At 55.7% G+C, this 26,125-nt stretch carries 22 protein-coding genes and 2 tRNA genes; 14 read left to right on the top strand and 10 right to left on the bottom strand.

What is annotated here, in order from left to right; genetic code table 11:
- Positions 1–80: 80 nt before the first annotated feature.
- The 6 genes from CIK78_RS06105 to CIK78_RS06080 all read right to left on the bottom strand — a co-directional run bounded on the left by CIK78_RS06105 (position 81) and on the right by CIK78_RS06080 (position 4,942).
- Positions 81–156: transfer RNA gene (locus CIK78_RS06105), tRNA-Lys, on the bottom strand.
- Positions 157–218: 62 nt separating this feature from the next.
- A tRNA-Lys gene (locus CIK78_RS06100) sits at positions 219–294 on the bottom strand.
- A gap of 178 nt (positions 295–472) precedes the next feature.
- The gene (gene rluB, locus CIK78_RS06095) at positions 473–1,342 is read right to left on the bottom strand and encodes a 23S rRNA pseudouridine(2605) synthase RluB (protein ID WP_096282289.1); all 870 of its coding nucleotides are present in this window, start codon (positions 1,340–1,342) and stop codon (positions 473–475) included.
- On the bottom strand, positions 1,329–2,144 hold the full coding sequence (gene scpB, locus CIK78_RS06090) for an SMC-Scp complex subunit ScpB (protein ID WP_096278205.1): 816 nt from the start codon (positions 2,142–2,144) through the stop codon (positions 1,329–1,331). Before scpB ends, rluB begins: the two co-directional genes overlap by 14 nt.
- Entirely contained in the window at positions 2,141–3,097 is a 957-nt protein-coding gene (locus CIK78_RS06085) for a ScpA family protein (RefSeq protein ID WP_096278203.1), read from the bottom strand. Before CIK78_RS06085 ends, scpB begins: the two co-directional genes overlap by 4 nt.
- A gap of 99 nt (positions 3,098–3,196) precedes the next feature.
- The gene (locus tag CIK78_RS06080) at positions 3,197–4,942 is read right to left on the bottom strand and encodes a DEAD/DEAH box helicase (RefSeq protein WP_255249121.1); all 1,746 of its coding nucleotides are present in this window, start codon (positions 4,940–4,942) and stop codon (positions 3,197–3,199) included.
- Between the two features lie 152 nt (positions 4,943–5,094).
- Here CIK78_RS06080 and CIK78_RS06075 point away from each other — a divergent pair, with 152 nt between their 5' ends.
- Positions 5,095–5,334, top strand: a complete 240-nt coding sequence (locus CIK78_RS06075; RefSeq protein WP_096278198.1) for a hypothetical protein — start codon at positions 5,095–5,097, stop codon at positions 5,332–5,334.
- Positions 5,335–5,491: 157 nt separating this feature from the next.
- Here CIK78_RS06075 and purL read toward each other — a convergent pair whose 3' ends face one another.
- Complete coding sequence (gene purL, locus CIK78_RS06070; RefSeq protein ID WP_096278196.1) at positions 5,492–9,442, bottom strand: phosphoribosylformylglycinamidine synthase; 3,951 nt, start codon at positions 9,440–9,442, stop codon at positions 5,492–5,494.
- Between the two features lie 251 nt (positions 9,443–9,693).
- Between purL and mltF the strand changes: the two genes are divergently transcribed.
- Positions 9,694–11,157: a membrane-bound lytic murein transglycosylase MltF gene (mltF, locus tag CIK78_RS06065; protein ID WP_096278194.1), complete on the top strand. Its 1,464-nt coding sequence runs from the start codon at positions 9,694–9,696 to the stop codon at positions 11,155–11,157.
- A 25-nt stretch (positions 11,158–11,182) separates the two neighbouring features.
- On the opposite strand, the gene tadA is transcribed toward mltF, so the two are convergent.
- Complete coding sequence (gene tadA, locus CIK78_RS06060) at positions 11,183–11,650, bottom strand: tRNA adenosine(34) deaminase TadA (protein ID WP_096282288.1); 468 nt, start codon at positions 11,648–11,650, stop codon at positions 11,183–11,185.
- Positions 11,651–11,779: 129 nt separating this feature from the next.
- Between tadA and CIK78_RS06055 the strand changes: the two genes are divergently transcribed.
- A complete protein-coding gene (locus tag CIK78_RS06055; RefSeq protein WP_096278192.1) occupies positions 11,780–12,598 on the top strand; it encodes an acyl-CoA thioesterase II in 819 nt (272 codons plus the stop codon).
- A gap of 76 nt (positions 12,599–12,674) precedes the next feature.
- On the opposite strand, the gene CIK78_RS06050 is transcribed toward CIK78_RS06055, so the two are convergent.
- On the bottom strand, positions 12,675–13,946 hold the full coding sequence (locus CIK78_RS06050; protein ID WP_096282287.1) for a malic enzyme-like NAD(P)-binding protein: 1,272 nt from the start codon (positions 13,944–13,946) through the stop codon (positions 12,675–12,677).
- Positions 13,947–14,256: 310 nt separating this feature from the next.
- Complete coding sequence (gene rpmE, locus CIK78_RS06045; protein ID WP_096282286.1) at positions 14,257–14,472, bottom strand: 50S ribosomal protein L31; 216 nt, start codon at positions 14,470–14,472, stop codon at positions 14,257–14,259.
- Between the two features lie 256 nt (positions 14,473–14,728).
- Here rpmE and CIK78_RS06040 point away from each other — a divergent pair, with 256 nt between their 5' ends.
- From CIK78_RS06040 to tatA, 11 genes are all read left to right on the top strand, one after another.
- Positions 14,729–16,951, top strand: coding sequence for a primosomal protein N' (locus CIK78_RS06040; RefSeq protein WP_096282285.1), 2,223 nt, complete (start codon positions 14,729–14,731; stop codon positions 16,949–16,951).
- Positions 16,952–17,164: 213 nt separating this feature from the next.
- Positions 17,165–18,850, top strand: a complete 1,686-nt coding sequence (gene argS / locus CIK78_RS06035) for an arginine--tRNA ligase (protein WP_096278190.1) — start codon at positions 17,165–17,167, stop codon at positions 18,848–18,850.
- 3 nt (positions 18,851–18,853) lie between these two features.
- Entirely contained in the window at positions 18,854–19,588 is a 735-nt protein-coding gene (locus tag CIK78_RS06030; protein WP_096278188.1) for an SPOR domain-containing protein, read from the top strand.
- A gap of 138 nt (positions 19,589–19,726) precedes the next feature.
- Positions 19,727–20,263, top strand: coding sequence for an ATP-dependent protease subunit HslV (gene hslV / locus CIK78_RS06025; RefSeq protein ID WP_096278186.1), 537 nt, complete (start codon positions 19,727–19,729; stop codon positions 20,261–20,263).
- 48 nt (positions 20,264–20,311) lie between these two features.
- A complete protein-coding gene (hslU, locus tag CIK78_RS06020; protein WP_096278184.1) occupies positions 20,312–21,634 on the top strand; it encodes an ATP-dependent protease ATPase subunit HslU in 1,323 nt (440 codons plus the stop codon).
- Positions 21,635–21,713: 79 nt separating this feature from the next.
- On the top strand, positions 21,714–22,097 hold the full coding sequence (locus CIK78_RS06015) for a DUF971 domain-containing protein (protein WP_096278182.1): 384 nt from the start codon (positions 21,714–21,716) through the stop codon (positions 22,095–22,097).
- A 151-nt stretch (positions 22,098–22,248) separates the two neighbouring features.
- Positions 22,249–23,004 carry a bifunctional demethylmenaquinone methyltransferase/2-methoxy-6-polyprenyl-1,4-benzoquinol methylase UbiE gene (ubiE, locus tag CIK78_RS06010; protein WP_096278180.1) on the top strand — a complete coding sequence of 252 codons (756 nt, stop codon included), beginning with the start codon at positions 22,249–22,251 and terminating at the stop codon, positions 23,002–23,004.
- Between the two features lie 37 nt (positions 23,005–23,041).
- On the top strand, positions 23,042–23,698 hold the full coding sequence (locus tag CIK78_RS06005; RefSeq protein WP_096278178.1) for an SCP2 sterol-binding domain-containing protein: 657 nt from the start codon (positions 23,042–23,044) through the stop codon (positions 23,696–23,698).
- Positions 23,695–25,317 carry a ubiquinone biosynthesis regulatory protein kinase UbiB gene (gene ubiB, locus CIK78_RS06000; protein ID WP_096278176.1) on the top strand — a complete coding sequence of 541 codons (1,623 nt, stop codon included), beginning with the start codon at positions 23,695–23,697 and terminating at the stop codon, positions 25,315–25,317. Before CIK78_RS06005 ends, ubiB begins: the two co-directional genes overlap by 4 nt.
- A 32-nt stretch (positions 25,318–25,349) precedes the next feature.
- Positions 25,350–25,706, top strand: coding sequence for a phosphoribosyl-ATP diphosphatase (locus tag CIK78_RS05995; RefSeq protein ID WP_096278174.1), 357 nt, complete (start codon positions 25,350–25,352; stop codon positions 25,704–25,706).
- Between the two features lie 143 nt (positions 25,707–25,849).
- Entirely contained in the window at positions 25,850–26,125 is a 276-nt protein-coding gene (gene tatA / locus CIK78_RS05990) for a Sec-independent protein translocase subunit TatA (RefSeq protein WP_096278172.1), read from the top strand.

The following is a 26,125-nucleotide window of genomic DNA, read 5'->3' as shown; positions in this document are numbered from 1 at the left end:
GCAAACAACAGCCCTTCATCAAGGTTTTCTGCTGACATAGCAAAACGCCCCTGACAGGTAGCTGCCAGGGGCGTTGAATTTGGTGGGTCGTGTAGGATTCGAACCTACGACCAATTGATTAAAAGTCAACTGCTCTACCAACTGAGCTAACGACCCAAATTTGCTTTTTTACTTTTACCGCTTGTTCAGCCACTAATTCAAACGAGCTACTGCTTGAATGGTGGGTCGTGTAGGATTCGAACCTACGACCAATTGATTAAAAGTCAACTGCTCTACCAACTGAGCTAACGACCCGCCTGAACGGATGCATATACTACGCAAGCAACCTTTCGATAGCAAGCGCTTTTTACCTTTGCGCTACATAAATGAAGCCCTTACACGCATTACATAGCACTTTGGTAGGCGGTCACTTTCTGCCTACACGTGCAGTATTTACGCTTTGGGCACGCATCGTATACGCTCTTTTTCTTGCTCAGCGGCTCTTAGGCTTACGCATTGTTTGTACTGGTTTGCGCTTATGCTTATCGCGATTCCAGCGATTCTTCTCGTCCGGCGTTAACACGGGTACTTTACGGGTTTCCAAACCGGCTAAGGTGGATAAGTCATCTACCTCACCCTGAGTAAGCTCAATCCATTCGCCGGCTTTGGCGCGCTTATCAATAAAAATGTTGCCATAGCGCACACGCTTCAGACGGCTAACCGTCAGCGCCTGGGACTCCCACAAACGACGCACTTCGCGGTTACGCCCCTCAAGAATGACGACGTGGAACCAAGTATTGATCCCCTCACCGCCAAACTCTTGTATATCGGTAAAGCGAGCGGGACCATCTTCCAACATGACACCATCGGCCATCGCCAAGATATGCTCGCGCTTCACCTCACCCATCACGCGGACCGCATATTCGCGCTCTACCTGGGTGGAGGGATGCATCAGCCGGTTGGCTAGTTCGCCATCCGTCGTAAAGAGCAGTAAACCGCTGGTGTTGATATCCAAGCGACCAACCGCTACCCAACGCTCGCCTTTTAAGCGCGGCAAGCGGTCAAATACGGTACGTCGACCCTCAGGGTCTTTGCGAGTGCACAGCTCACCTTCCGGCTTGTTATACATGATCACTCGACGCGGCACTTCCTCTTCCGAGCGCAGCGTTACCGGTCGATCGTCAAAACTGACACTATTTCGCGCTTCAACGCGATCACCCAGCTTAGCCACCTTGCCATTCACTTTAACGCGGCCATCGGAAATCGCCGTTTCCATTTCACGCCGCGAGCCAAGGCCTGCGCGGGCTAAAACTTTTTGCAGCTTTTCGCCAGCTGGGGGCGTCGTCGTATCATTCTGACTCATGGTCATCTGACCTCACATCGTTAGTCTGCGTGCGCGCGCTATCATCGTCGTTAACGCGTTGCGCACGTGCCGCTAGCCGGGCTTCAAGATCGGCAAAGCTCAGCGGCTGGGTTAACGCCGTCTCGGCGTGCGTATCGGCTATTTCAGCCTTGGTGATCTCAGCAGTGGCTATCTCATCCACTTTGGGTGGCGCATCCTGCACCGTTTTAAGCGTTTCGTCTAGCCCTGCAGGAGCGACGTCAGAAGACTTTTCAGGCAGCTCGCTATCATCCCAATTAGCCAGAGTGTGCATCGGTGGCAAGGCATCGAGTGTTTTCAAACCAAAATCATCTAAAAAGCTGCGTGTGGTGGCGTAAACAGCCGGTCGCCCTGGCACGTCTCTGTGGCCAACCACTCGAATCCAACCCCGCTCCATCAAGGTCCGCATGATAGAGCTGCTCACGCTGACCCCGCGGATCTCTTCAATATCGCCTCGGGTGACCGGCTGACGATAAGCAATCAACGCCAGCGTTTCCAGCAAGGCACGTGAATAACGCTGAGGGCGCTCATCCCAAAGTCGCGACACCCACTGCGACAGGCGTGGACGAATACGCAGCTGATAACCCGAAACCGTTTCTAACAACTCCAGTGCACCTTGCGAATGGCGCTGTTGAAGCCGTTCGAGCACTTGACGAAACTCGCGCGGAGATGGGCATTCGCCGCTAACAAAAAGTGTTTGTAAACGTTCTAGCGGTAACGGCTCGCCAGCGGCTAAAAGCGCCGCTTCTACTATCTCGTCTAGCCCGGTGGGCGCGTTATTCATGGTGGCTCCTCGTCAGATTCAAAGGCAGACTCTGAATAGACGCTGTCTTCTATCGCTATATCGCCCTCTTCAAAGGCACTCTCCTCGCCATCAGCCAGGGCGGCAAGCCGAGCACGCACATGAATCGGCGAAAGTGGCGCATTCTGAACAATTTCAATCATGGCTTCTTTGGCTAGCTCCAAAATCGCCATAAAGGTCACCACCACGCCGGGGCGCCCTTCTTCCAGGGCAAATAGCGCTTCAAAAGGGGTATAGCGCTGGCTGGCGGCATCTTGGCTTAGCTGCGCCATAATCTTCAGCATTCGCTCGCGAGTAGACAATACCTCACGGCTAATCTGATGAGCCTGAACTAGCTCGGCACGCTTAAGGATATCGGACAGAGCACTTAGCAACTCGTCCAACTCGACCTCAGGATGAATCACGCGGGCTTCAAGCGGCGGGAGTCCAGCCTGCACGCTGAACCAATCGCGGCCCATACGCGGCAACGTATCTAGCGTTTCTGCTGCCTCTTTGAGGCGCTCATACTCCTGCAGGCGACGGATGAGTTCCGCGCGCGGATCTTCTTCGTCGTCACCTTCAGCCTTGGGCGGGCGCGGCAGAAGCGTACGCGATTTAATCTCAGCCAGCATGGCGGCCATCAATAGATACTCACCGGCCAGCTCAATCTCCATGGCCTTCATCAGCTCAACGTACTCAATGTACTGGTGGGTGATGGTCGCCACATTGATGGTCAGAATATCGAGGTTCTGACGCCGAATGAGATAGAGCAGTAAATCTAGTGGGCCTTCAAAGGTCTCTAAAAAGACCCGTAACGCTTCAGGAGGAATATACAGATCTTCTGGCAGCTGGGTGATCTGCTCATCAAACAGGCGCCCAAGCGAGGGCTCCGCTGGCTCAATAGGCGGTGCATCAAGCTTGTTTAGATCGTCAGGTGCACTTGGCGTCTCGCTCACGCGGGTCGGGTCTCTTGAAAAAGGGGTATTAGTATCAATGCACAGTTTAGCAAAGTTGGCAGCATTCGCGTCGCTCTATTAGAGGTAAAGGCAAGCGTATTAGTCCGCATCGCTCGCTTTGCGATAACGACCGGCATAGTCAAACAGCTTCTCGCGCACCTGGAAATGGCGACCAACTTTGCGCCCGACGACAAAATCAGGATGGCGTAAGCGGTGCTTCTCAGTGACGACCTCATCAGCACTCACAGGCTGCCATTGATTGCCCGGCGCACGCAGGTGGTAGCGCAAAAATGCGGCATAAAAAGCACGTCGTTGCGCAGCCGTTTCCAACGCAAACCATTCGGCCAAATGGGCGCCATCCTCATCGTGATAGGTAACTTTTAAGCGCGGCAAGCCACGGCCGTTAGCCGTCGACTCCAACTGCATGCCGCTCACCCGCAGCACCATGGCATCTTTCAGCTTTAGAGCATCTTTGAGTTTATCATCGGCATCCACCAAGAGTCTTTCACAGCCGTGGCAGCGACGGGCAGCGATGTCATTTTCAGCACCGCACTCATCACAGACCTTAAAACGAAAACGAAATTCGCACTGGTGGCGCGCCCCCTCAGGATTATCAATAAGCCCTTGGCAGCGGCGGCCAAAGTGCTCAATAACCACCTTGCCATCACGCTTACCCCAATATAGATTGGCATGACCACAGGCCGGGCACTCTACTTGAACAGGCTCGCTGTCACTATCTGGTTTCGCCTCCCCCACCTCAGGAGCGAAAACATCCCAGGGGTTGCCAGCGTAATCCAGAATCAGGCAATCTACTTTGTCCGGCGACAAACGCAACCCCCTGCCCACCATCTGCTGATAAAGGCTAACCGATTCGGTCGGCCGCAAAATGGCGATCAGATCGACATGAGGCGCATCGAAACCCGTGGTGAGAACGGCCACGTTAACCAGGTATTTTAGCTCACGCGCTTTGAACGCATTGATTCGCGCAGCCCGGTCTTGAGAATGCGTGGAACCAGTGATCAGCGCAGCCTCTAAGCGAGGCAAATAGCCCATAATTTCTTCAGCGTGCGCCACTGTCGCTGCAAATATCATCACCCCTTGGCGGTCATGGGCGCGTTGAATCACTTCGTTAATAATACCGGGCGTGGCACGGCTGCCGGCAACGACCCTATTGAGGGCTTCTTCAGGAAAAATCCCGCTTGCTGACGGGCTGAGGGCTGAAAAATCGTACCCTTCCACCGCCATATCCAGGCGCTTAGGCGCAGCAAGATAGCCTTGTTTTACCATCAGACGAAGCGGCTGCTCAAAGACGCAGTCGCGAAAAAAACTGTCCTCACTGCCGCGCACCATGCCGTGATGATGACGATAATAGATAAACCCCTGCCCCAACCGATACGGCGTGGCGGTTAGACCAAGGATTTTAAGCTCGGCGTTGTGCTGACGCAGATGTTCAATTACCTGACGGTAGCTTGCATCCTCGTTGAGCGATACGCGATGGCTTTCGTCAATGACCAGCAGCGTAAAATTAGCGTCGCTAAAGCGCTCCAAGTTGCGCACCACCGACTGTACCGATCCAAACACCACCTGCCGATCAGCCTCTTTGCGTTTTAATCCGGCGCTAAAAATAGCCGCTTTTAAGCCATAGGCTTGGTACTTGGCATGGTTCTGCTCGACCAGTTCACGAACATGCGCAAGCACTAGCACCCGCCCTCGCGCCAAGCGAGCAAGCTCAGCAATCACCAGCGATTTGCCGCTGCCGGTAGGCAGCACTAATAAGGCAGGATCGCTTGAGCTGCGAAAGTGCACAACCACACGCCTAACGGCCTCTCTTTGATAAGGACGCAGCTGGGGCGTTGTTGAAGAATCAGGGTTCGACAAATTAATTAGTCCGCTAGTGAACTATTCCTACTTTCGTCCCATCTTATCATTGACGATGTTTAATTCATGCTGGGCTTTGCCCGCCACTAAGCGAGCCCCTGAAAAGAAGAGATTTCTCCATGACCGCCAACCATTTCAGCCCGGAATGCCCAGAATGTAATAGCCGACTTAAACGCCTGCCAGCAACACGACGTGACCAAACCCACGTCTACTGCATGGATTGTGGGCATGATTTTGGCCGCTATGAATACATGGTAGAGCGCTATCGTAGCGAGCTTGAAACGCTTGAGGCCAAGCTTGGCCTGCCACCGGCGACAGCCGATGAAGCGCCGATAGCCGCTAACGAGCAGCGCTCTTAGCACGTTGCTGCAATTAACTATTTCTTGAACGACTATTGCTGAACAGCTTTTTAAAACATCTTTTTCAAACAGCTTGTTAATTAACGTTACGTTTAACGCATAACGGCGGCTCAAGGCCGCCGTTATGTTTGATGCTATCGGGTAGGCTACTTAAACGTTAGCCAAGCCAAACCCGTGCATTGCGGAACAAGCGCAGCCATGCGCCATCGTCTACCCATTCAGTCGGGCGCCAAGAGTTGGTGACCGCACGAGCAACGCGCTCAGGGTGCGGCATCATAATAGTCACCCGACCATCAGGCGTGGTCAGGCCGGTAATCCCCGATGGCGAGCCGTTAGGGTTAGCCGGATAACGCGTCGTCGACTGGCCGTAATTGTCGATATAGCGCAGCGCGATTTGGCTGCTCGACTGCATGCTGCGAAGGTGCGCGCTGTCACGGAACTCCGCACGCCCTTCCCCATGGGCCACGGCGATTGGAAGCTTCGAGCCCTCCATACCGGCCAGCAGAATCGAAGGGCTTTTCTCAACCCGCACCATCGAGACACGCGCTTCAAACTGCTCAGACTCATTGCGCACAAAGGTTGGCCAATTTTCGGCACCCGGAATTAACGCTTTCAGCTGCGACAGCATCTGGCAGCCGTTGCACACGCCAAGCGAGAAGCTATCGTCACGAGCAAAGAACGCCGCAAACTGCTCACGGGCACGCTCGTTAAACAGCACTGATTTTGCCCAGCCGCCCCCAGCGCCGAGAACATCGCCATAAGAGAAGCCGCCACAGGCGACAAGCCCTTTGAACTCATCAAGCGAGACCCGCCCTTCAAGGATATCGCTCATGTGCACATCCACCGCATCGAACCCTGCTTTATCAAAGGCCCAAGCCATCTCGACCTGACCATTAACGCCCTGCTCACGCAGCACGGCCATGGCGGGTTTGGCGGTATTTACAAACGGCGCGCTAATGTCATCATTGATATCAAAGGTAGGCGTAGCAGAAAGCCCCGGATCACGGCTATCGAGCAGGTTATCGAATTCATTTTTGGCGCACTCAGGATTATCCCGCAGCGCCTGCATACGATAGCTCGTTTCCGCCCAGGTGCGCTGGGTAAGCTGGCGAGTGGTTTCCAGCAGCGGCTCTTCAAACAACGTCACGCGTACCTGATCATCGTAACGAGGGCGCGCAATGACGCCGCACGTTTCGATACCGGCAACGGCAAACTGCGCCAGCACTTCTTCCGTATGCTGACGATTGACCTGGATGACTGCCCCCAGCTCTTCAGAGAACAGTGCGTTCAGCGCTTCTACCGGCTCATCGATCATCCAGTCAAGCTTGATTTCAAGGCCGGCATGCGCCGCAAACGCCATTTCTAACAGCGTAACGATCAAGCCACCGTCGCTGCGGTCGTGGTAAGCCAAGAGCTTACCGTCACGGTTGAGCCCCTGAATAACCTCGAAGAAGGCCTTAATATCTTCCGGGTCGTCGACATCGGGGCAGTCGTTGCCCACCTGGCCGTAAACCTGCGCCAAGGCAGAGCCACCCAAACGATTTTGGCCGTTGCCCAGGTCAATCAAAATCAAATCAGACTCGTCTTGATCTAAATTAATCTGCGGCGTTAGCGTCGCCAGCGCGTCCGTTACCGGTGCAAAGCCCGTCACAACCAGCGCAAGCGGCGAGGTTACGCTGCGATCTTCTGCTTCGCCCTGCTCATTCTCATGCTGCCAGGAAGTGCGCATGGACATAGAGTCTTTGCCCACCGGAATGGCAATGCCCAGCGCCGGGCACATTTCCATGCCGACCGCGTAAACGGCATCAAACAGCGCCTGATTTTCACCAGGATGGTCCGCCGCGCTCATCCAGTTAGCAGACAGCTTGATATCGCTGAGCTTAGCAATCGGCGCGGCCGCAAGGTTCGTAATTGCTTCAGCAACGGCTAAGCGGGCGCTGGCAGCGGGATTGATCAGCGCCACCGGCGGGCGCTCACCCATCGCCATCGCTTCACCCACATGGCTATCAAAGCTTGCAGTGGTGACAGCCACATCGGCCACCGGCACCTGCCATGGGCCGACCATTTGATCACGCGCCACTTGGCCGGTAATTGAGCGATCGCCAATGGTAATCAGGAAGTTTTTCGAGGCCACCGTGGGCAGGCGCAGCACGCGGTCTAACGCCTCACGCAGGTCAAGATTATCAAGCATCATGCCCGAGAGTACGGGGTCATGGCGCTCAAATTCGCGCTGCATTTTAGGCGCTTTACCGAACAGCACGCTCATCGGCAAATCAACCGGTTTGCTGTCGAAGTGGCCATCGCGCACTTCAAGATGATGCGCTTCTAATGCCTCACCAACAACCGCATAAGGGCAGCGTTCGCGCTGGCAGAGCGCATCAAAGGTGTCCAGGTCCTCTGGCGCAACCGCGAGCACGTAGCGCTCCTGCGCTTCATTACACCAAATTTCCAGCGGGCTCATACCCGGTTCGGCATTGGGCACCGCACGTAAATCAAAACGACCACCTCGATTGCCGTCTTTTACCAGTTCAGGCAGTGCATTAGAAAGCCCACCGGCGCCAACGTCATGAATAAAGCGAATCGGGTTGTGGTCGCCTAGCGCCCAGCAGCGGTCGATAACTTCCTGTGCACGTCGTTCAATCTCAGGGTTTTCGCGCTGCACAGAAGCAAAGTCCAGGTCGGCGCTGGAAACGCCTGAGGCCATGCTAGACGCAGCGCCCCCGCCCAAGCCAATCAGCATCGCAGGGCCGCCCATGACAATCAGCTTACCGCCAATGGGAATATCGCCTTTCTGCACGTGATGCGCGCGAATGTTGCCGTAGCCACCGGCCAGCATAATCGGCTTATGGAAGCCGCGCCGCTCAATGCCGCCGTCGTTCAGCGACTCTTGCTCGTAAGTACGGAAATAACCGGTCAAGTTTGGCCGACCAAACTCATTGTTAAACGCCGCCCCGCCAATGGGGCCTTCTAGCATGATATTCAGCGCCGACTGCATCCGTTCGGGCTTGCCGTAATCAAACGCCTCCCAGGGCTGCACGAACTCTGGAATCCGCAGGTTGGAAACGGTAAAGCCCGACAGACCGGCTTTAGGTTTCCCGCCGATACCGGTGGCGCCTTCGTCACGGATCTCACCGCCCGAGCCCGTTGCCGCACCGGGAAAAGGCGCAATTGCCGTTGGGTGATTGTGCGTTTCCACTTTCATCAGGATATGAATCGGTTCCTGATGAGTGGCGTACAGCGCACGCTCTTGGTCAGCGCCCGTTAGCGGCGTTGCAAAGAACCGCCCCGCTTGACTGCCTTTAATAACGGCGGCGTTGTCGCTATACGCTGAAAGGACGTTGTCTGGCGATGACGCAAACGTGTTCTTAATCATTTTGAACAGCGAGTGGCTCTGCGGCTCGCCGTCGATGACCCAGTCTGCATTAAAAATTTTGTGACGGCAGTGCTCTGAGTTAGCTTGCGCAAACATCATAAGCTCAACGTCGCTGGGATTACGCCCCAGCTCATTGAAAGCATCCACCAGGTAATCGATTTCATCGTCAGCCAGCGCCAGCCCTAACGCTTGGTTGGCCGTCGCCAGCGCTTCGCGGCCGCCGTCTAAAATATCCACACTACCCAGCGGCGCCGGGTCATGCTGGGCAAAGAGCTGGGTCGCCGCAGCAGCATCGTCCAGCACGGTTTCCGTCATGCGGTCATGCAAAAGTGCCGCAATGGCGGCCATGCTGTCCCGGTCCGGTGAAGCGGTGAAGCTTACGCGATAATCAATGCCGCGCTCGATGCGGTTGATTTGGCGCAGCCCACAGTTGTGAGCAATATCGGTCGCTTTCGAGGACCAGGGCGACTGGGTGCCCAACCGCGGCACCACTAAAAAGCGCTGGGCAGGTTCGGGAACTTCTACGCTTGAGTGAGTGCCATAGTCCAGCAGCTGCGTTAAGCGCTCAAGAGTGGCGTCATCCAGTTCGTCATGACGGTCATTCGAATGAACGTTGATAAAATGAACATAGTGGGCAGACAGCGCTTCCACCTCGGGAACACGTTCACGCAGCACCGTTAACAGCCGAGCATGACGGAAGGCAGAAAGGGCGGGCGCGCCTCGCAGTTCGAGCATATCCTGAAGCCTCTAGAGCAGGGAAATTCGAGCAGGGAAATCACCGGGCCGCCATGGCGACCGTACTAATTTGGTGCCGGAAAGTCGCAGTTGTGGCATCGAGAAACCTAGATAATGGCATCGAAAAACCCAAACTGTGTCACCGGAAAACGCCTATGATACTGGAAACCAGCCGCCACACGAAATCCACAAGGTGACAGCTTGAGCCTGGCTGGGTATCGTGGCCGCCTGTTCCATGCCGACAAGACGCCATGCTGACGTTGATTTGCCGACATTTCGTAACCCGTGCCAGCGCTTATTTTGCGTTAATCGCCATTATATTTTTGGTCATGGTTCCCACCCTGCCCAGAGTTCCCCCTGGCGAGCATTTGACGCAAATCACTGCCAAAGAATTTATTACCGCCCATACCCGTAATACCCCTACGACGTACTACGAAGGCCGCCAAGGGCCGACCGGCTTTGAGTATGAGCTGATGCACCGTTTCGCCGACTACCTAGGGGTAAGCCTTAACCTGAATGCAAGCCACCATCCGGAAAGTGTGCTACCCGCCGTGCGTGAAAACGGCGATTTAGGCGCAGCGGCACTGCCGCTATTTCCCAACACACCGGGCATTCACTACACCCGCCCGATTATTCAAATGCAGCCGTTGGTGGTTTATCGACGCGGCCTTAATGGCATTAGAGAACCCGGCGACTTAGTTGGCTTGGAGCTAGGCACGCTCAGTGAAGCGGGCACTAGCGATGCGCTACGCGATCTGCAGCGCCGCTACCCGACGCTGAGCTGGAAAGAGTCCCATGAGCTAGAGGTCGCGGAACTGCTGGCACGCGTAGAGAACGGCACGCTGGATGCCGCGGTGATTTTTGAGCACCAGTTTCGTTTAAACCGGCTGTTTTTCCCCAATGTTGAACGCGGCTTTACGCTGGGCGACCCGCTTTCTATGGCATGGGCCGTGCCGAGCGGGCGCGGGCTAGGCCTACTTGAAGCCGCTAATAGCTTCCTCCAGGGCCTGCAAGAAGATGGCACGTTAGATAGGCTGATCAGCCGCTACTTTGGTCATGACGACTATTTAGAGTATGTCGGTACGCGCACGTTTCTCGACCATTTAGATTCTCGTCTACCACAGTACACCGCACTCTTTCAGCAGGCTGCTCAGGAGACGGAATTTGACTGGAAGCTGCTGGCCGCCGTTGGCTATCAGGAATCTCACTGGGACCGCGAAGCCGTCTCGCCGACGGGCGTAAAAGGCTTAATGATGCTCACCAACCCTACCGCCAGCGAGATGGGCGTAAGTGATCGCACCGACCCGGCACAAAGTATTGATGGCGGCGCTCGCTACCTGCGCAGCATTAAAGACCGCCTGCCGGAAAGCATCACCGGCGATGACCGCCTATTTATGGCCATGGCCGCCTATAATGTGGGCCTGGGCCATTTGTATGACGCTCGAAAAATTGTCGAAATACGCGGTGGCAATCCTGATCGCTGGGACGATGTACGCGCCGCGCTGCCGCTTTTACAGCAGCGCGAATGGCACAGCCAAACGCGACACGGCTATGCCCGCGGCGGCGAACCGGTTATCTACGTGCGCAACATTCGGCGTTACTACGAAATGATTCAATATGTAGAGCGCAGCAGGCAGCAATTTTTTCAGCTAGAACAAACGGTGGCGAACGATGACCCGCTGCTACTGTTTGAGCTCGTGCCACCGCTTGATTAATCGCCGCACATTCGCTGCCCCCCTTCTATTCACTGACCCCCTTTCTTCGCGCGGCAAAAAAATGCTTCAACAGCTTTTGCGAGGCTGGCGCTAATACGCCGCCTGACACCGCAATTGAGTGGTTGAACCAAGGCTGCGCCAATAGGTTGGCCTTAGACTCCACCATGCCTGCTCGGGGCTCAGCGGCGCCATAAACCAAGCGGTTCAGGCGCGCATGAATCATGGCGCCCGCACACATCATGCAGGGCTCTAAGGTGACAAACAGCGTGCACCCTTCAAGGCGATAGTTACCCAATTGCTTGGCGGCCTCGCGCAGCGCTCGAACTTCAGCATGACCGCTAGGATCGCAGCTAGCGATAGGCGCATTGCAGCCGACGCCGATAATCTCGCCCTGCGTATCCACCACCACCGCCCCTACCGGCACTTCGCCCGCCGCGGCGGCTAGGTGCGCCTGATCAAGTGCTCGGTGCATGTAAAATTCATCGCTGCGCATAAAGCTAAACTCCGCTAAGGTAGCAAAATATTCGGATGAAAGACTTACCCACCGCAGCGGTAGTTCGCCATCATCGACAGCATCATAGTCAGTTAGCACCACATTGGAATAGCATCAAGGATACCGAGAATGACAGACGCGCTGAACAAACTGGTAGAGTTACTAGAGCTTGAGCCCCTTGAAGAAACGCTATTTCGCGGCCAGAGCCAAGACCTAGGCTTTCCGCAACTGTATGGCGGCCAAGTATTGGGACAAGCGCTAGCAGCAGCGGCGCGCACGGTGCCAGACGAGCGCCGCCCGCACTCTCAGCACGGCTATTTCCTGCGCCCCGGCGACCCTCATCGCCCGGTTGTTTACCAGGTTGACACTATTCGCGATGGCGGCAGCTTTACGACGCGGCGAGTCACCGCCATACAGAAAGGGCGGCCGATTTTTTTCTGTAGCGCCTCATTTCAAAGCGAAGAAGCTAGCTTCAGCCATCAGCGCAACATGCCAAATGTGCCGTCGCCCGAAACGCTGATTGCCAACGGCGATGCCAAGCACGACCGCTTTCCTGGTCATCCGATTGAATTTTTGCACCTACCCGGCAATCCCGACAACGCCACGCCGGCAGGACAATGTCTTTGGTTTCGTCTAGCCGGCACGCTGCCAGACGACCCGGCGCTGCATCGCCACCTGCTGTCTTATGCTTCAGACTTTAACCTGCTGACTACGAGCCTAGCGCCTCACGATATCCAATTCAAAGACCCCAAGCTTCGCATCGCCAGCCTTGACCACGCTCTATGGCTACACCAGGACACCCGTTTAGACGACTGGCTGCTTTACGTCATCGACTCGCCATGGGCGGACGGGGCTCGCGCGCTGGCACGGGGGCATATTTATAGCCGCGATGGCCGCCTAATCGCCTCCACGGCTCAAGAAGGCTTAACGCGCTACTCGCAAGACTAAATTGATGCTGTTCAGAAACACTTACGCCCGCTGCGAAGCGGGCGTAAGTGAGCAGGCAAGAGCTAGGGCGCCGGACTTAGCCGCCATAGACATCATTGATTGACGTTAGCGGGTAATGCGCAGGAAACGGCTTACGCGCCACGCCAGAATCAACTGCGGCTTGAGCGACCGCCGATGTCACTCGCGCCAACAAACGGATATCCACAGGCGTTGGGATAATGTATTCGCGACCAAAACTCATCTCAGTGAGCTCATAAGCGCTCAGCACTTCTTCTGGCACAGGCTCGCGAGCCAAGTCCTTCAATGCATGCACTGCAGCCAGCTTCATTTCTTCATTAATTCGGGTGGCACGTACATCCAACGCCCCGCGAAAGATAAACGGAAAGCCGAGTACGTTATTGACCTGATTGGGGAAATCCGAACGGCCGGTGGCCATAATCACATCTGGGCGCGCCGCACGGGCAACGTCAGGATGAATCTCGGGGTCTGGGTTGGTGCAGGCAAACACCACCGGATCAGGCGACATTTTCTTGACCTGCTCGGCAGAGAGCAGGCCTGGGCCGGAAAGACCAATAAATACGTCAGCACCGTCGATCGCATCATCAAGAGTGCGCATCTCAGTATCGCGGGCAAACTCGGCTTTATATTCGTTAATGCCTTCGCGATCAGTGTGGATAACGCCACGGCGGTCCAGCATCACCAGGTTTTCTTTCTTAGCGCCACAGGAGACGAGTAAACGCATGCAAGCAATAGCGGCAGCGCCAGCGCCCATGCACACAATTTTTACATCTTCAATGCGCTTGCCGGCAATATCCAGTGCGTTCAGCATGCCCGCTGCGGTAACAATAGCCGTACCGTGCTGGTCATCGTGAAAAACAGGAATGCTGCAACGCTCAATAAGCGCCTTCTCAATTTCAAAACACTCCGGCGCTTTTATATCTTCAAGGTTAATACCGCCCCACGTATCGGCAATGCGCGCAACGGTATCAATAAACGCCTGCGGGCTTTCCGCATCAACCTCGATGTCGACCGAGTTGATCCCAGCGAAGCACTTGAACAGCACGCCCTTGCCTTCCATCACCGGCTTACTCGCCAGCGGTCCAAGATTACCCAGACCAAGAATAGCGCTGCCGTCGGTAATGACGGCGACCAGATTCCCCTTGCCGGTATAGCGGTAAGCATTTTCCGCATCTCTAGCGATTTCAAGTACTGGCTCAGCCACGCCGGGGCTATACGCCAGCGCCAAATCTCGCGCAGTCGCGGTGGGTTTGGTCAACTCCACTGACAGCTTACCGGGAATCGGTTTAGCGTGATAATCCAAAGCAGCCTGCTTAAGTGAATCCGTCATGGTCAGCGTCCAGTTAACATAAAGTAGATAAGTCATTTGAGAATATAGAAAAAACCTATGCGTCTCAAGCGCGTCGTCAACTCAAATAAAAACGCTCGTTTAACTGAATTTTACCTTCACTTTCGTCGCTTTTCGTCGATATTTAATGACACTTATCAAAAAATGATGCGCATACAGTACGTTGCTCCAATGCTGTAGCGCAGCATTTTTGAAAATACTTTCCATAAAAACAAAACAAAAAACCCACGCCTAAGCGTGGGTTTTTTTTCACAAGCACCTTCGTGCTGGCGATGTGGCTATCCGGTATGGATTAGCCGCGCTTAACAGCAGCGCCGAAACGCTTGTTGAAGCGCTCTACGCGGCCACCAGTGGTCGCCTGCTTCTGCTTACCAGTGTAGAACGGGTGGCAGTTGGAACACACGTCCAGAGAGAAGTCCTGACCAGAGGTAGAACCGACCTGGAAGGTAGCGCCGCAAGAACAGTTGGCGGTGACCATGTTGTAATTCGGGTGAATACCTTGTCTCATCTCGAGCCTCACTAAGCTATATGCCGCCACCTGATCTTTTGCCAGGCACCGCATACGGGTTTGGAAAAATGACTAACCGGTTATTCGCTCTGTCGGTACGATATATCCTTAAAGCAAGCTTCAAGTTAACTCGTTAAGATTGAGAGCGGTCGCATATTCTAGCAAAACTAATGCCGGAGGCCAATTGCCTGATCCTGTTTCTTTACGGGCACCGTCTCACGTGCTTTCTCAAGAGCCTTCTCAAAAGCCCTTGCAAGTGCCCGGACGGATATCCGTTCAAGTGCTCAAAGTGGCGCTGCCCTCGCCGCTGCGCCGCCTATTTGACTACTTGCCTGCTAGCACTGTACCCGTCTGCGGCTGGCAGCCGGGGCTTCGAGTGCGGGTGCCTTTTGGGCGGCGCGATGTCGTCGGTGTCATCGTAGAGCTGGCTGAGCACAGCGATTTACCGTTCAGCCAGCTGCGTGCGGTTAGCGAAACGTTGGACGAAAGCCCACTGCCGGAAGACTGGCTATGGCTATGCCGGTTTGCTGCCCGCTACTATCAGCACAGCCTGGGCGACACGCTGCACCATGCCATGCCCGCTCGGCTACGTCAGGGCCACACCATGGCTGGGCGCACGCAAACACTGTGGCTAGCGAAAGGCGAAGGCACAGAAGACACGCTCAGCCGTGCGCCCAAACAAGCAGAGCTCTACGCCCTGCTGCGTCAACACCCCCACGGCTTGCCCAGCCGAGCGATCAGCGCCCACGGTTTCGGCCGCGATCAGCTGTTAGCGCTAGAAAAGAAAGAGCTGGCCATCAGCCGGGAAGTCATTCTCACCGCCCCCAGCGCGCCTACGGGCAGCCTACTGGCAACGCCCAGCCTACCGCTTAACCGTGAGCAGGCCACTGCGCTGGCGGCGCTACATGAAAAACTCGACGGCTATCATCCTTGCCTGCTGGAAGGCATCACGGGCAGCGGTAAAACGGAAGTTTATCTGCAGCTTATTGAAGCCGTCGCCGGTAAAGGCAAGCAGTCGCTAGTGCTGGTACCGGAAATTGGCTTAACGCCCCAAACGCTTGCCCGCTTTAGGAGCCGCTTTCGCGTCCCCGTGGTGGCATTGCATTCAGGTCTCACTGATCCTGAGCGCCTGGACGTATGGGAAGCCGCTGCCAGCGGCCGCGCGCTGATCATTATTGGCACCCGTTCAGCCATTTTCACCCCGCTGGCTAACCCCGGCGCAATCATTGTTGATGAAGAGCACGACGGCTCCTACAAACAGCACGACGGCTTGCGCTACCACGCCCGTGATCTTGCGGTGGCGCGCGCCCACTATCATAAAATCCCGCTGTTGATGGGCAGCGCGACGCCGTCACTAGAGAGCCTGCATCAAGCGCTTTCCGGCAGCTACCGCCATTTGCGCCTAACCCAGCGCCCGAGCCGCCATCCGCCGGCTAAGCTAGAGCTGATCGACCTACGCCATCAGCGTCGCCAAGGCGGCCTGCTCCCCGATGCCATCAAGGCAATTAAAAGCACATTAAGTGCGGGCAAACAGGTACTGATTTTTATTAATCGGCGCGGCTTCGCGCCCACGCTAGCCTGTCATGCCTGCGGTTGGATGGCCGAGTGCGGTCAGTGTGACGCCCGTATGACGCTACATCGCCAGCCCGCCTTGCTCGCCTGCCACCATTGCGATAGCCGCCGAGCGCTGCCGGACGCCTGCCCGGAATGCAGTAGCGGCGACCTGCGCGCGCTCGGCAGTGGCACTGAGCGCACCGAAGAAACGCTGCAAACGCTGCTCCCCAAAACGACGATTCATCGCATAGACCGAGATAGCACCCGGCGCAAGGATAGCTTTGAGCAGGTACTGAAAGAAATTCAGCGCGGCGAACCCTGCGTGTTAGTCGGCACCCAAATGCTCGCTAAAGGGCATCACCTGCCCCACGTCACGTTAGTGGTGGTGGTTAATGCTGACGGTGGCCTTTACGCCGCTGATTTTCGAGCCCTCGAACATAGCGCTCAGCTGCTTGAACAAGTCGCGGGGCGTGCGGGGCGTGCCGCTCATCCTGGCCGTGTATTGGTGCAAACGCTGCACCCTGACGATCCACATTTAGGCCAGCTTTCAGAGCACGGCTATGGGGCGCTGGCTCGCAATATGCTGGAAGAGCGGCGCATCGCGAAGCTTCCGCCGTTTTGTTTTATGGCACTGCTGCGTATTGAAAGCCCCAATGAACAAGCCGCATTAGCAATGGCACAGCAGGCGGCCCAGGCACTGCGCGAGTGGTTAAAACAAACAAGTGTGGCAACACGCTGCTTAGGCCCCGTGCCTGCCCCCATGGAGCGACGCCAAAATCGCTATCATTTACATGTCATGCTGACAGCCTATAAACGCAGCCAGCTGCATCCTGCCGCCAGCTGGCTGGTGCAGTGGCTGGAAGCTAATAGAGAGGCGCGCAAGGTCCGCTGGTCGATTGATATCGACCCTCAAACACTCGCGTAATGAGTACTCACAGCGTTAACAATGAGGCCTTCACCGTGACACGGCTTTGAAACTGCGGCGCAATTGCTGATAATGGCCGCTTTAGCTGCGCATCTATCGATCTCAATTACCTGTCGATCTCAAGTACCTAGCGATCTCAAGTAACTAGCGATTTCAAAAATCTAATCAGGTGCGCATTAGCACACGCCGCCATGGACGTAACTGGATACCGAAATGAAAGACACCATAGTTTCTTTGCTCGAAGGCGCAGTTACCGCGCTCAAGCACCAAGGCGTGTTGCCGAACGACCTTCAGCCCAGCATCAAAGTGGACCCCACGAAAGATAAGGCGCACGGCGATTACGCCACCAACCTAGCGCTTATGCTCGCCAAACCCGCCGGCAAAAACCCACGTGAACTGGCCAACATACTGGTCTCGGCGCTGCCTGAAAGCGACGCTATTCAAAAAACCGAGATTGCCGGCCCCGGTTTTATCAACTTTTTTGCAGCAGCTGATGCGGCTGCGCAAATTGTTGCTCAGGTGCTCGACTGCGGCGATACCTTTGGTCGCAGCCTGATCGGCAAAGGTGAAAAAGTGCAGGTGGAGTTTGTTTCCGCCAACCCCACCGGGCCTCTGCACGTCGGGCATGGGCGTGGCGCTGCGATTGGAGACTGCCTATGCCGCCTGCTAGAAGCGACCGGCTATGACGTCACTCGCGAGTTCTACTATAACGACGCAGGCGCGCAAATCGCCAACCTTGCACGCTCTGTTCAGGCACGTGCTAAAGGCTTAGGCCCAGACGATCCCAGCTGGCCGGAAGACGGCTATCGCGGTGAATATATTGCCGATGTCGCCAAGGATTATTTGGCCGGCGAAACGGTGAGCGCGGATGATCGCGAAGTGACCGCGAAAGCTGATCCAGAAGATTTAGATGCGATTCAAGCGTTCGCCGTGGCCTGGCTGCGCCGCGAACAGGATTTAGATTTAAAAGCCTTCGGCGTTGAGTTTGACGTTTATTTTCTGGAGTCTTCGCTCTATAACGATGGCAAGGTAGCCGCCACGGTTGAGAAACTGATAGCGGCGGGCCACACTTATGAAGACGACGGCGCGATGTGGCTGCGCACCACGGACTTTGGTGATGACAAAGACCGCGTGATGCGTAAACGTGACGGCGGCTATACCTACTTCCTACCCGATGTGGCCTACCACTTAGACAAGTGGCAGCGCGGCTTTAAAACTGTGATTAATGAGCAGGGTGCCGACCACCACTCCACCGTGACCCGCGTACGCGCTGGCTTACAAGCGCTAGAAGTAGGCATCCCCAAAGGCTGGCCCGACTACGTGCTTCACCAAATGGTGATGGTGACCCGTTCTGGCGTCGAGGTAAAACTCTCCAAGCGCGCTGGCAGCTACGTCACCGTGCGCGATTTGATTGATGAAGTCGGCCGCGACGCCACGCGCTTTTTCCTCGCGGCTCGCCGCGCTGATTCCCAGCTCACGTTTGATATCGACCTGGCCCGCTCGCAGTCTAACGACAACCCGGTGTATTACATTCAGTACGCCCATGCCCGGGTATGCAGCATGTTGCGTAAAGCACACGATGCTGACCAGCCATTCGATCATCCGCTAGCGCTGGCCAATTTAGCGCTATTGGATAGCGACCAGGAGAAAGCCGTTCTGAATCGTTTGGCACGCTTTCCCGAGGTCGTCGAAACCGCGGCTAAGAACCGTGAACCGCAGCAGGTCGCGCAGTATCTGCTCGATCTGTCTGGCGATTTCCACACCTGTTATAACGCCGTCAAAGTGATGGTAGACGACGACACCTTGCGCAACACGCGCCTGGCGTTGGGTCTTGCGACCCGCCAAGTGCTGCGCAACGGTCTCGATTTAATGGGGGTTAGCGCCCCAGAGGAGATGTAACGCATGGCCACCCCCCGCAAAAAGCCTACCCGCCGAGGCGCTACCTCACAGCGCAAGTCGTCCTCAGGCGCCGGCGGCGGCTTTCGCATCCCCGGTTGGCTATGGGGCCTTGCAGGCATGGCCATCGGCTTCTTTCTTGCTCAGCACCAGCACGGCACTGCGCCGTGGCAGGAGCAGAGTGAGCCTCCTCAGGCAACCGTGCTACCAAAGCCTTCCGGTAGCGAGGAGCGCGACGCTGCACGAGCAACCGAAGGTCCAGCGGAGCCCTCAATGCCCACCTTCGAGTTTTATACGCTGCTGCCTGAAACCGAAGTTATTGCGCCTGGCGTTACGCTGCCGTCAAGCGTTGTCCGCCCCGAAGCCACGGAGCAGACCGCCGAGAGCAGCACCGCATCCGATGCAGCTGCGGGCGATGACCCCATTGCGCAAGTGATTGCCGCCAACACGCGCCCTGAGGATCAAGTGTCGGCTGCCCAGGAGAGCGCTGCCAGCAGTAGCACGCCCAGCCGCTACATGCTTCAAGCAGCCTCGTTTCGCCAGCTAAGCGATGCTGAACAGCTGCGCGGCCGACTGCGCAACCTCAGCCTGCTGGCACAAATTAGCGAAGTGCAGGCCGATGGCAACACGTGGCACCGCGTCCAGGTTGGCCCCTATGAAGATACTCGCGAGCTTAATCGCGCGCAGGATTTGATGGCGACACAAGGTATTGAGCCGCTGCTTATTCAGCTGCAAAACTGATAAACCCACCCCCGATGTCCTGCGGGTGGTTGATTTTTTATCAGCCGCCCGCATTTTGTTGTGAACGCTTACACAACGGTCGCTTGCTGAGCGACCAGCCAGTCATCGGGAGCGTGTCTCCCCCAAGGAGTTATCTCCATGACCACCATTGTTTCCGTTCGTCGTGGTAATCAGGTCGCCCTCGCTGGCGATGGTCAAGTATCGCTGGGCAATACTGTAATGAAGGGTAACGCCAGCAAAGTCCGTCGCCTCTACCGTGGCAAGGTACTTGCCGGGTTCGCGGGCGGCACTGCAGACGCGTTTACGCTGTTTGAGCGCTTTGAAGCGCAGCTAGAAAAATATCAGGGGCATCTGACTAAAGCCGCTGTTGAGCTAGCAAAAGATTGGCGGACCGAGCGCGCGCTGCGCCGCCTGGAAGCATTGCTCGTCGTCGCCGACCACACCACCTCGCTGATCATTACCGGCAACGGCGACGTGGTGGAGCCCGAACACGGCGTTATTGCCATTGGTTCTGGCGGCAACTTCGCCGAGGCCAGCGCCCGAGCGCTGCTAGAAAACACCGAGCTGTCGGCACGTGAAATCACCGAAAAATCGCTGGCTATCGCTGGTGATATCTGTGTGTTCACCAACCACCACGTGACGCTCGAAGAGCTGTCGATCGATGGGCGCTCATAGCCCCACGCGTCCTCTTCACGCCGCTCAAAGAACACAAAGGTTACCGTTATGACTCAGATGACACCCCGCGAAATCGTTCACGCTCTTGATCAGTACATTATTGGCCAGCAGGATGCTAAGCGTGCTGTTGCCATTGCCCTGCGTAATCGCTGGCGCCGCATGCAGCTGGATGACGATTTGCGTCCGGAAGTCACGCCCAAGAACATTCTGATGATCGGCCCCACCGGCGTGGGTAAAACTGAGATTGCACGCCGCCTTGCCAAGCTTGCTAAAGCGCCGTTTATTAAAGTCGAAGCCACTAAGTTTACCGAAGTTGGCTACGTTGGCCGCGACGTCGAGTCGATTATTCGCGACTTGATGGAAAACGCCATCAAAATGGTGCGCGAGCAGGCCAAAGAAGACGTAGGCCACCGTGCCGCCGATGCTGCCGAAGACCGGGTACTCGATGCCCTGCTACCGCCGCCGCGTGGTCAGGAAGACAAGCCCCGTGAAGATAACGGCACTCGCCAGACCTTCCGCAAGAAGCTCCGTGAAGGGCAGTTAGACGAAAAAGAGATTGATATCGAAGTATCGGCTCAAAGCCAAGGCGTCGACATCATGACCCCGCCGGGCATGGAAGAGATGACCAATCAGCTACAAAGCATGTTCTCCAACATGGGCCAGCAAAAGCGCGAAAACCGTCGTGTGACGGTAAAAGAAGCGCTCGTACTGCTGCGCGACGAAGAAGCCGGCAAGCTGGTCAATGAAGAAGAGATCAAGGCGCGTGCGGTGTATTCAGTTGAGCAGCACGGCATCGTGTTTTTAGATGAGATCGACAAAGTTGCCAAAGGCAGCGGCCAGTCTAGCGGTGGTGAAGTGTCTCGCGAAGGCGTGCAGCGTGATCTGTTGCCGCTCATTGAGGGCTCAACCGTTTCAACCAAATACGGCATGGTTAAAACCGATCATATTCTGTTTATCGCCTCGGGGGCTTTCCATCTGGCGCGTCCGTCGGACCTGATTCCGGAGCTTCAAGGTCGTCTGCCAATCCGCGTTGAACTCGATGCACTCACGCCCAACGATTTCAAACGCATTCTGACCGAGCCTTCCGCCTCGCTGACTAAACAATATATAGCGCTGCTGGCGACGGAAGGTCTCGACATTGAGTTTACGCCAGACGGTATCGAGCGCATCGCGCAGATCTCCTGGCAGGTCAACGAAGGCACCGAAAACATCGGCGCTCGCCGTTTGCACACCGTGATGGAGCGGCTGCTGGAAGAGGCCTCCTTCAAAGGTGGCGACATGGAAGGCCCGCTGGTGATTGACGGCGACTACGTCAATGCACAGCTTGGCGAATTGGCAGTTGACGAAGATTTATCGCGCTATATCTTATAAGCGTCCGCATCTTTACATAACCGAAGCGGGGCGTAGGTGGCAATTAGCTGCCTGCGCCCCGCCTGTTTAGAGGTTTGTTATGACTGCTCCTACGCCTACCCGCGTTCACTACCATAAGCAGGCCCGCGAGCTAGAGCTTGGCTATGCCACTGGCGAAACCTTCCGTCTACCGGTGGAACTGCTGCGCGTCTACTCCCCCTCTGCAGAGGTGCGTGGTCATGGCGGTGACAGCGCCGTACTCCAGGCAGGTAAAAAAGACGTCGGCCTGCAAAATATTAGCCAAGCTGGCAACTACGCGCTTAAGCTGCATTTTGACGATGGCCACGACAGCGGTTTGTTTAGCTGGAACTACCTGCATGATCTCGCCATCCATCAACAGAGCTACTGGAACAACTACTTGCAGCGCCTGCAGGACGCCGGTGCCTCACGTGAACCTGCGGGTATTCAATTCAAACAGCTGTGACCGTCACTCAACCCAAGGCACTCATCAGCCTGGGCAGACAAGCCAGGGCGGACAAGGCTACAATGGCGCTAACTTTTTAATCGCACCGGCCACTCAGTCAAAAGACTCAGGGTCGATTCGCCACCGCCTCGAATTCGGGAGCTACTACGCCATGAGCCCCACAGAAAAACGCACGACTCACTTTGGTTTTCAGCAAATCTCGGTTGACGAGAAAGCCTCGCGAGTAGCCGATGTATTCCACTCCGTTGCGGCCCGCTACGACGTGATGAATGACCTTATGTCGATGGGGATTCACAGAGTATGGAAGCGCATGACGATTGAGCGTGCAGGCGTGCGCCCAGGCCACCATGTGCTAGATATTGCCGGCGGCACGGGTGATTTAACGCTGAAGTTTTCCCGTCTGGTGGGGCCACGTGGCAAAGTGGTGCTGGCCGATATCAATGCCTCGATGCTGAAAGTAGGCCGCGATAAGCTGATGGATAATGGCGTGGGCGGCAACGTTGAATATGTTCAGGCCAACGCCGAATGCCTGCCGTTTCCCGATAACAGTTTCGACTGCATTACGATTGCCTTTGGCCTACGCAACGTTACCGATAAAGACGCCGCGCTGCGCTCCATGGCACGCGTACTTAAGCCCGGCGGTCGTCTCTTAGTGCTGGAGTTTTCCAAGCCGAATAATCCCCTGCTTTCCAAAGCTTACGACGAGTACTCTTTCCGCCTACTGCCCAAAATGGGCGAACTGGTAGCCGGCGATGGCGAAAGCTACCGCTATTTGGCAGAGTCCATTCGTATGCATCCAGATCAGGAAACGCTCAAAGCCATGATGGAGTCCGCAGGCCTTGAACGCGTTGAGTACACCAACCTGACCGGCGGCATTGTTGCACTGCACCGCGGTATTAAGTTATGACGCTCTCTCCCGTGGCGCTTTTCATCAAGAGGTCAGCATGCTGGTAACCCCAACCTTGCTGCTGGCCGGTTGTGAACGCACGCTCAATGCTCTTCTTGCCCGTGACCCGGCAGCCCCTGGCCGCTTGGCGAAGCTTGCGGGCAGCCGTCTGCTGGTGCGCTTTGAGCAGCCGCATCTGGCCGTGGTTATCCACTATCATCATGCCGGGGTAGACCTCCTGCGGGGCGATGACACTGAAGAAGCCGACGTTAATGCGGTGGTAGAACTGACTCCCGAAACATTATCTGAGTGGATTAGTGGCGCCTCAATTGAGCGACTAATGTTTGACGGTAAGCTTGCTGTGCGTGGTCATATTCACCTATTAGAAGCCACCCGCGAACTGCTTTTCGATCTGGACATTGATTGGGAAAACGAACTCGCCCGTTGGCTGGGCGATATGCCCGCACACTCCCTAGCGGAAGGCTTGCGGCGCATGGCTCGCTGGGGGCTGCGCGCCAAAGACGAGCTGGTCCAGGACGTTTCTGAGTACGTCTTTGAAGAAGCGCGCCTGCTGCCGGGGAGACAGCAGCGTAACGTTTTGCGTGAACACCTCACCGAGCTAGAAGTGGCGACCGATCGCCTGGAAGCACGCTTTAAACGCTTAGAACGACTACTGACACAGCGCCAGACACTGACGCAGGAGCCGCGCCCATGAGCCTGCGCTTGCTGCGAATTAGCTGGGTGATAAGCCGTCATCGGCTAGATACATTACTCCCGCTAGAGCGTCTCCCTTGGTGGCTGCGGACGCTGCTTTGGTTTTCGCCGCTACGCTTAGTGCCTATCGGTAAACGATCGCGCGGCGAGCGTTTACGCCTCGCGTTAGAAACTCTAGGCCCAATTTTTATTAAATTTGGGCAAATGCTCTCGACCCGCCGCGATTTACTGCCGGCGGATATCGCCGATGAGCTCAAACGCCTTCAGGATCAGGTGCCGCCCTTCCCGGGTGACCAGGCTGCTGCTCGCGTCGAGAAAGAGCTGGAAATGTCGCTGGCGGAAGCGTTTGCTGAATTTGACCATGTGCCGCTGGCCTCAGCATCTATTGCTCAAGTGCATGCCGCCCGGCTGCATACCGGCGAAGACGTGGTGGTTAAAATCATTCGGCCGAGTATAGATCGCGTGATGCGCCAAGACATGGCGCTGATGTATCAAGTCGCCAAACTGCTGTCCAAAGTGCCCGATGCGCGCCGTTTGCGTCCGGTAGAAGTCATTCGTGACTATGAAGCGACGCTGTTTGATGAGCTTGACCTGTATAAAGAAGCCGCCAACACCTCGCAGCTGAAGCGTAATTTTAAAGACTCACCATTGCTGTTTGTACCAACTATTTATTGGTCTTTTACGCGCCGACACGTCATGGTACAAGAACGCATTCGTGGCATTCCGGTCGCCGACCTGGATAGCCTAATCGCCCGCGGCACCAACTTGAAAAAGCTGGCCGAGCGTGGCGTTGAGCTGTTCTTCACGCAAGTATTTCGCGATAACTTCTTTCATGCCGACATGCATCCGGGCAATATTTTTGTTAACTGTGACAATCCCGAAGACCCCCAGTACATCGCTATCGACTGCGGCATTGTCGGCAGCCTAACGCGCGAAGATCAAGACTATTTGGCGCGCAATCTGCTGGCGTTTTTTCATCAGGATTATTACGAAGTCGCCGCCCTGCATATTGAGTCTGGCTGGGTGGGCGAAAACACGCGTGCTAATGAGTTTGCCGCCGCGATTCGGACGGTGTGTGAGCCTATTTTAGAGAAACCGCTAAAAGATATTTCTTTCGGCCAGGTGCTGCTAGGGCTGTTTCAAACCGCGCGGCGCTTTAACATGGAAGTCCAGCCGCAGCTGGTCCTACTGCAGAAAACGTTGCTGAATATTGAAGGACTAGGTCGCCAACTTTATCCTGACTTAGATTTATGGAGCACCGCTAAGCCTTATTTAGAGCAGTGGATGAAAGAGCGCGCGGGCGTCGGCGGCTTGTGGGAGTCGTTAAAGCGCCAGGCGCCGGAGCTTTCGCGCCAGTTACCTGAATTACCCGTACTCGCCCATCAGGCGCTCAGCCGCCTGGAGCATGAGCATCGCCAGCGGCATCAGCAGGTCGATGCCATTAGTGCCATGCGCCAGCACATGGCTCGCCAAGGCAAGCGCCTGTATCGCCTACGGTTAGGTTTAATAGTGCTGGCGCTGGCGCTCGCCTGGCAGCCGTTAAGCGGTTGGATTGAGCTCCAGGAGTGGCCGGTCTTGGCTGCCGCCGGTATCGGCCTATTGCTGTTAGTCTGGCAATAAAGCGGCGTGACTCAACGATTATAAGGATTTTCATGGACACTGACGCATCATCGACTAGCAATGCGTATGTGCTGGATACTCTCAATGGGGTTCTCAAGCAGCGACGTTATGCAGCAGCAGAAGAATCTTATGTTGCGTCCTTGCATCACAAGGGTTTGAACAAGATACTTGAAAAAGTGGGTGAAGAAGCCACTGAAACCGTGCTTGCGGCCAAAGATGCAGAGCACGGCGGTGAGGCTGAGCGCCAAGCGCTGATTTCTGAAACGGCCGACCTGTGGTTTCATAGCCTGGTGATGCTGTCTCATTTGGAGCTTGATCATCAAGCCGTTTTAGACGAGTTGGCACGACGCTTTGGCATTTCAGGCCACGATGAAAAAGCCTCTCGCTAGCAATAATATCGACGTGATGGCTACGCTTGGCGTAGGCTTAGCTTACCGGCACCAGTCGTCAGTAGGCGTGTAGCCACTGAGCATTCAGTCGCCTAAGCATATAGTGACTAAGAAAGTTAACCTGTACCCATGAGGAAACGCATATGTTAGGTGGTATCAGTATTTGGCAGTTGCTGATTGTTCTGGGCATCATCATCCTAATTTTCGGCACCAAAAAGCTGCGCAATGTCGGCACCGACCTCGGCGGGGCGGTCAAAGGCTTCAAGAAAGCCATGCACGATGAAGAAAAAAACAAAGAGGCTGATAGCGAAGACCCCTATCAGCCGAATGCCAAAGTCAGCCACGTAGAGCCTGGCAATACGTACGATGTTCAGGCTGAAGAGAAGCGTGCCGCTGAACGCAACGAAGAGCGCAAGTAA

The sequence above is a fragment of the Halomonas sp. JB37 genome, assembly GCF_002332255.1.
Taxonomy (GTDB): Bacteria; Pseudomonadota; Gammaproteobacteria; order Pseudomonadales; family Halomonadaceae; genus Vreelandella; species Vreelandella casei.
This window is presented reverse-complemented; position numbering and strand designations above follow the sequence as displayed.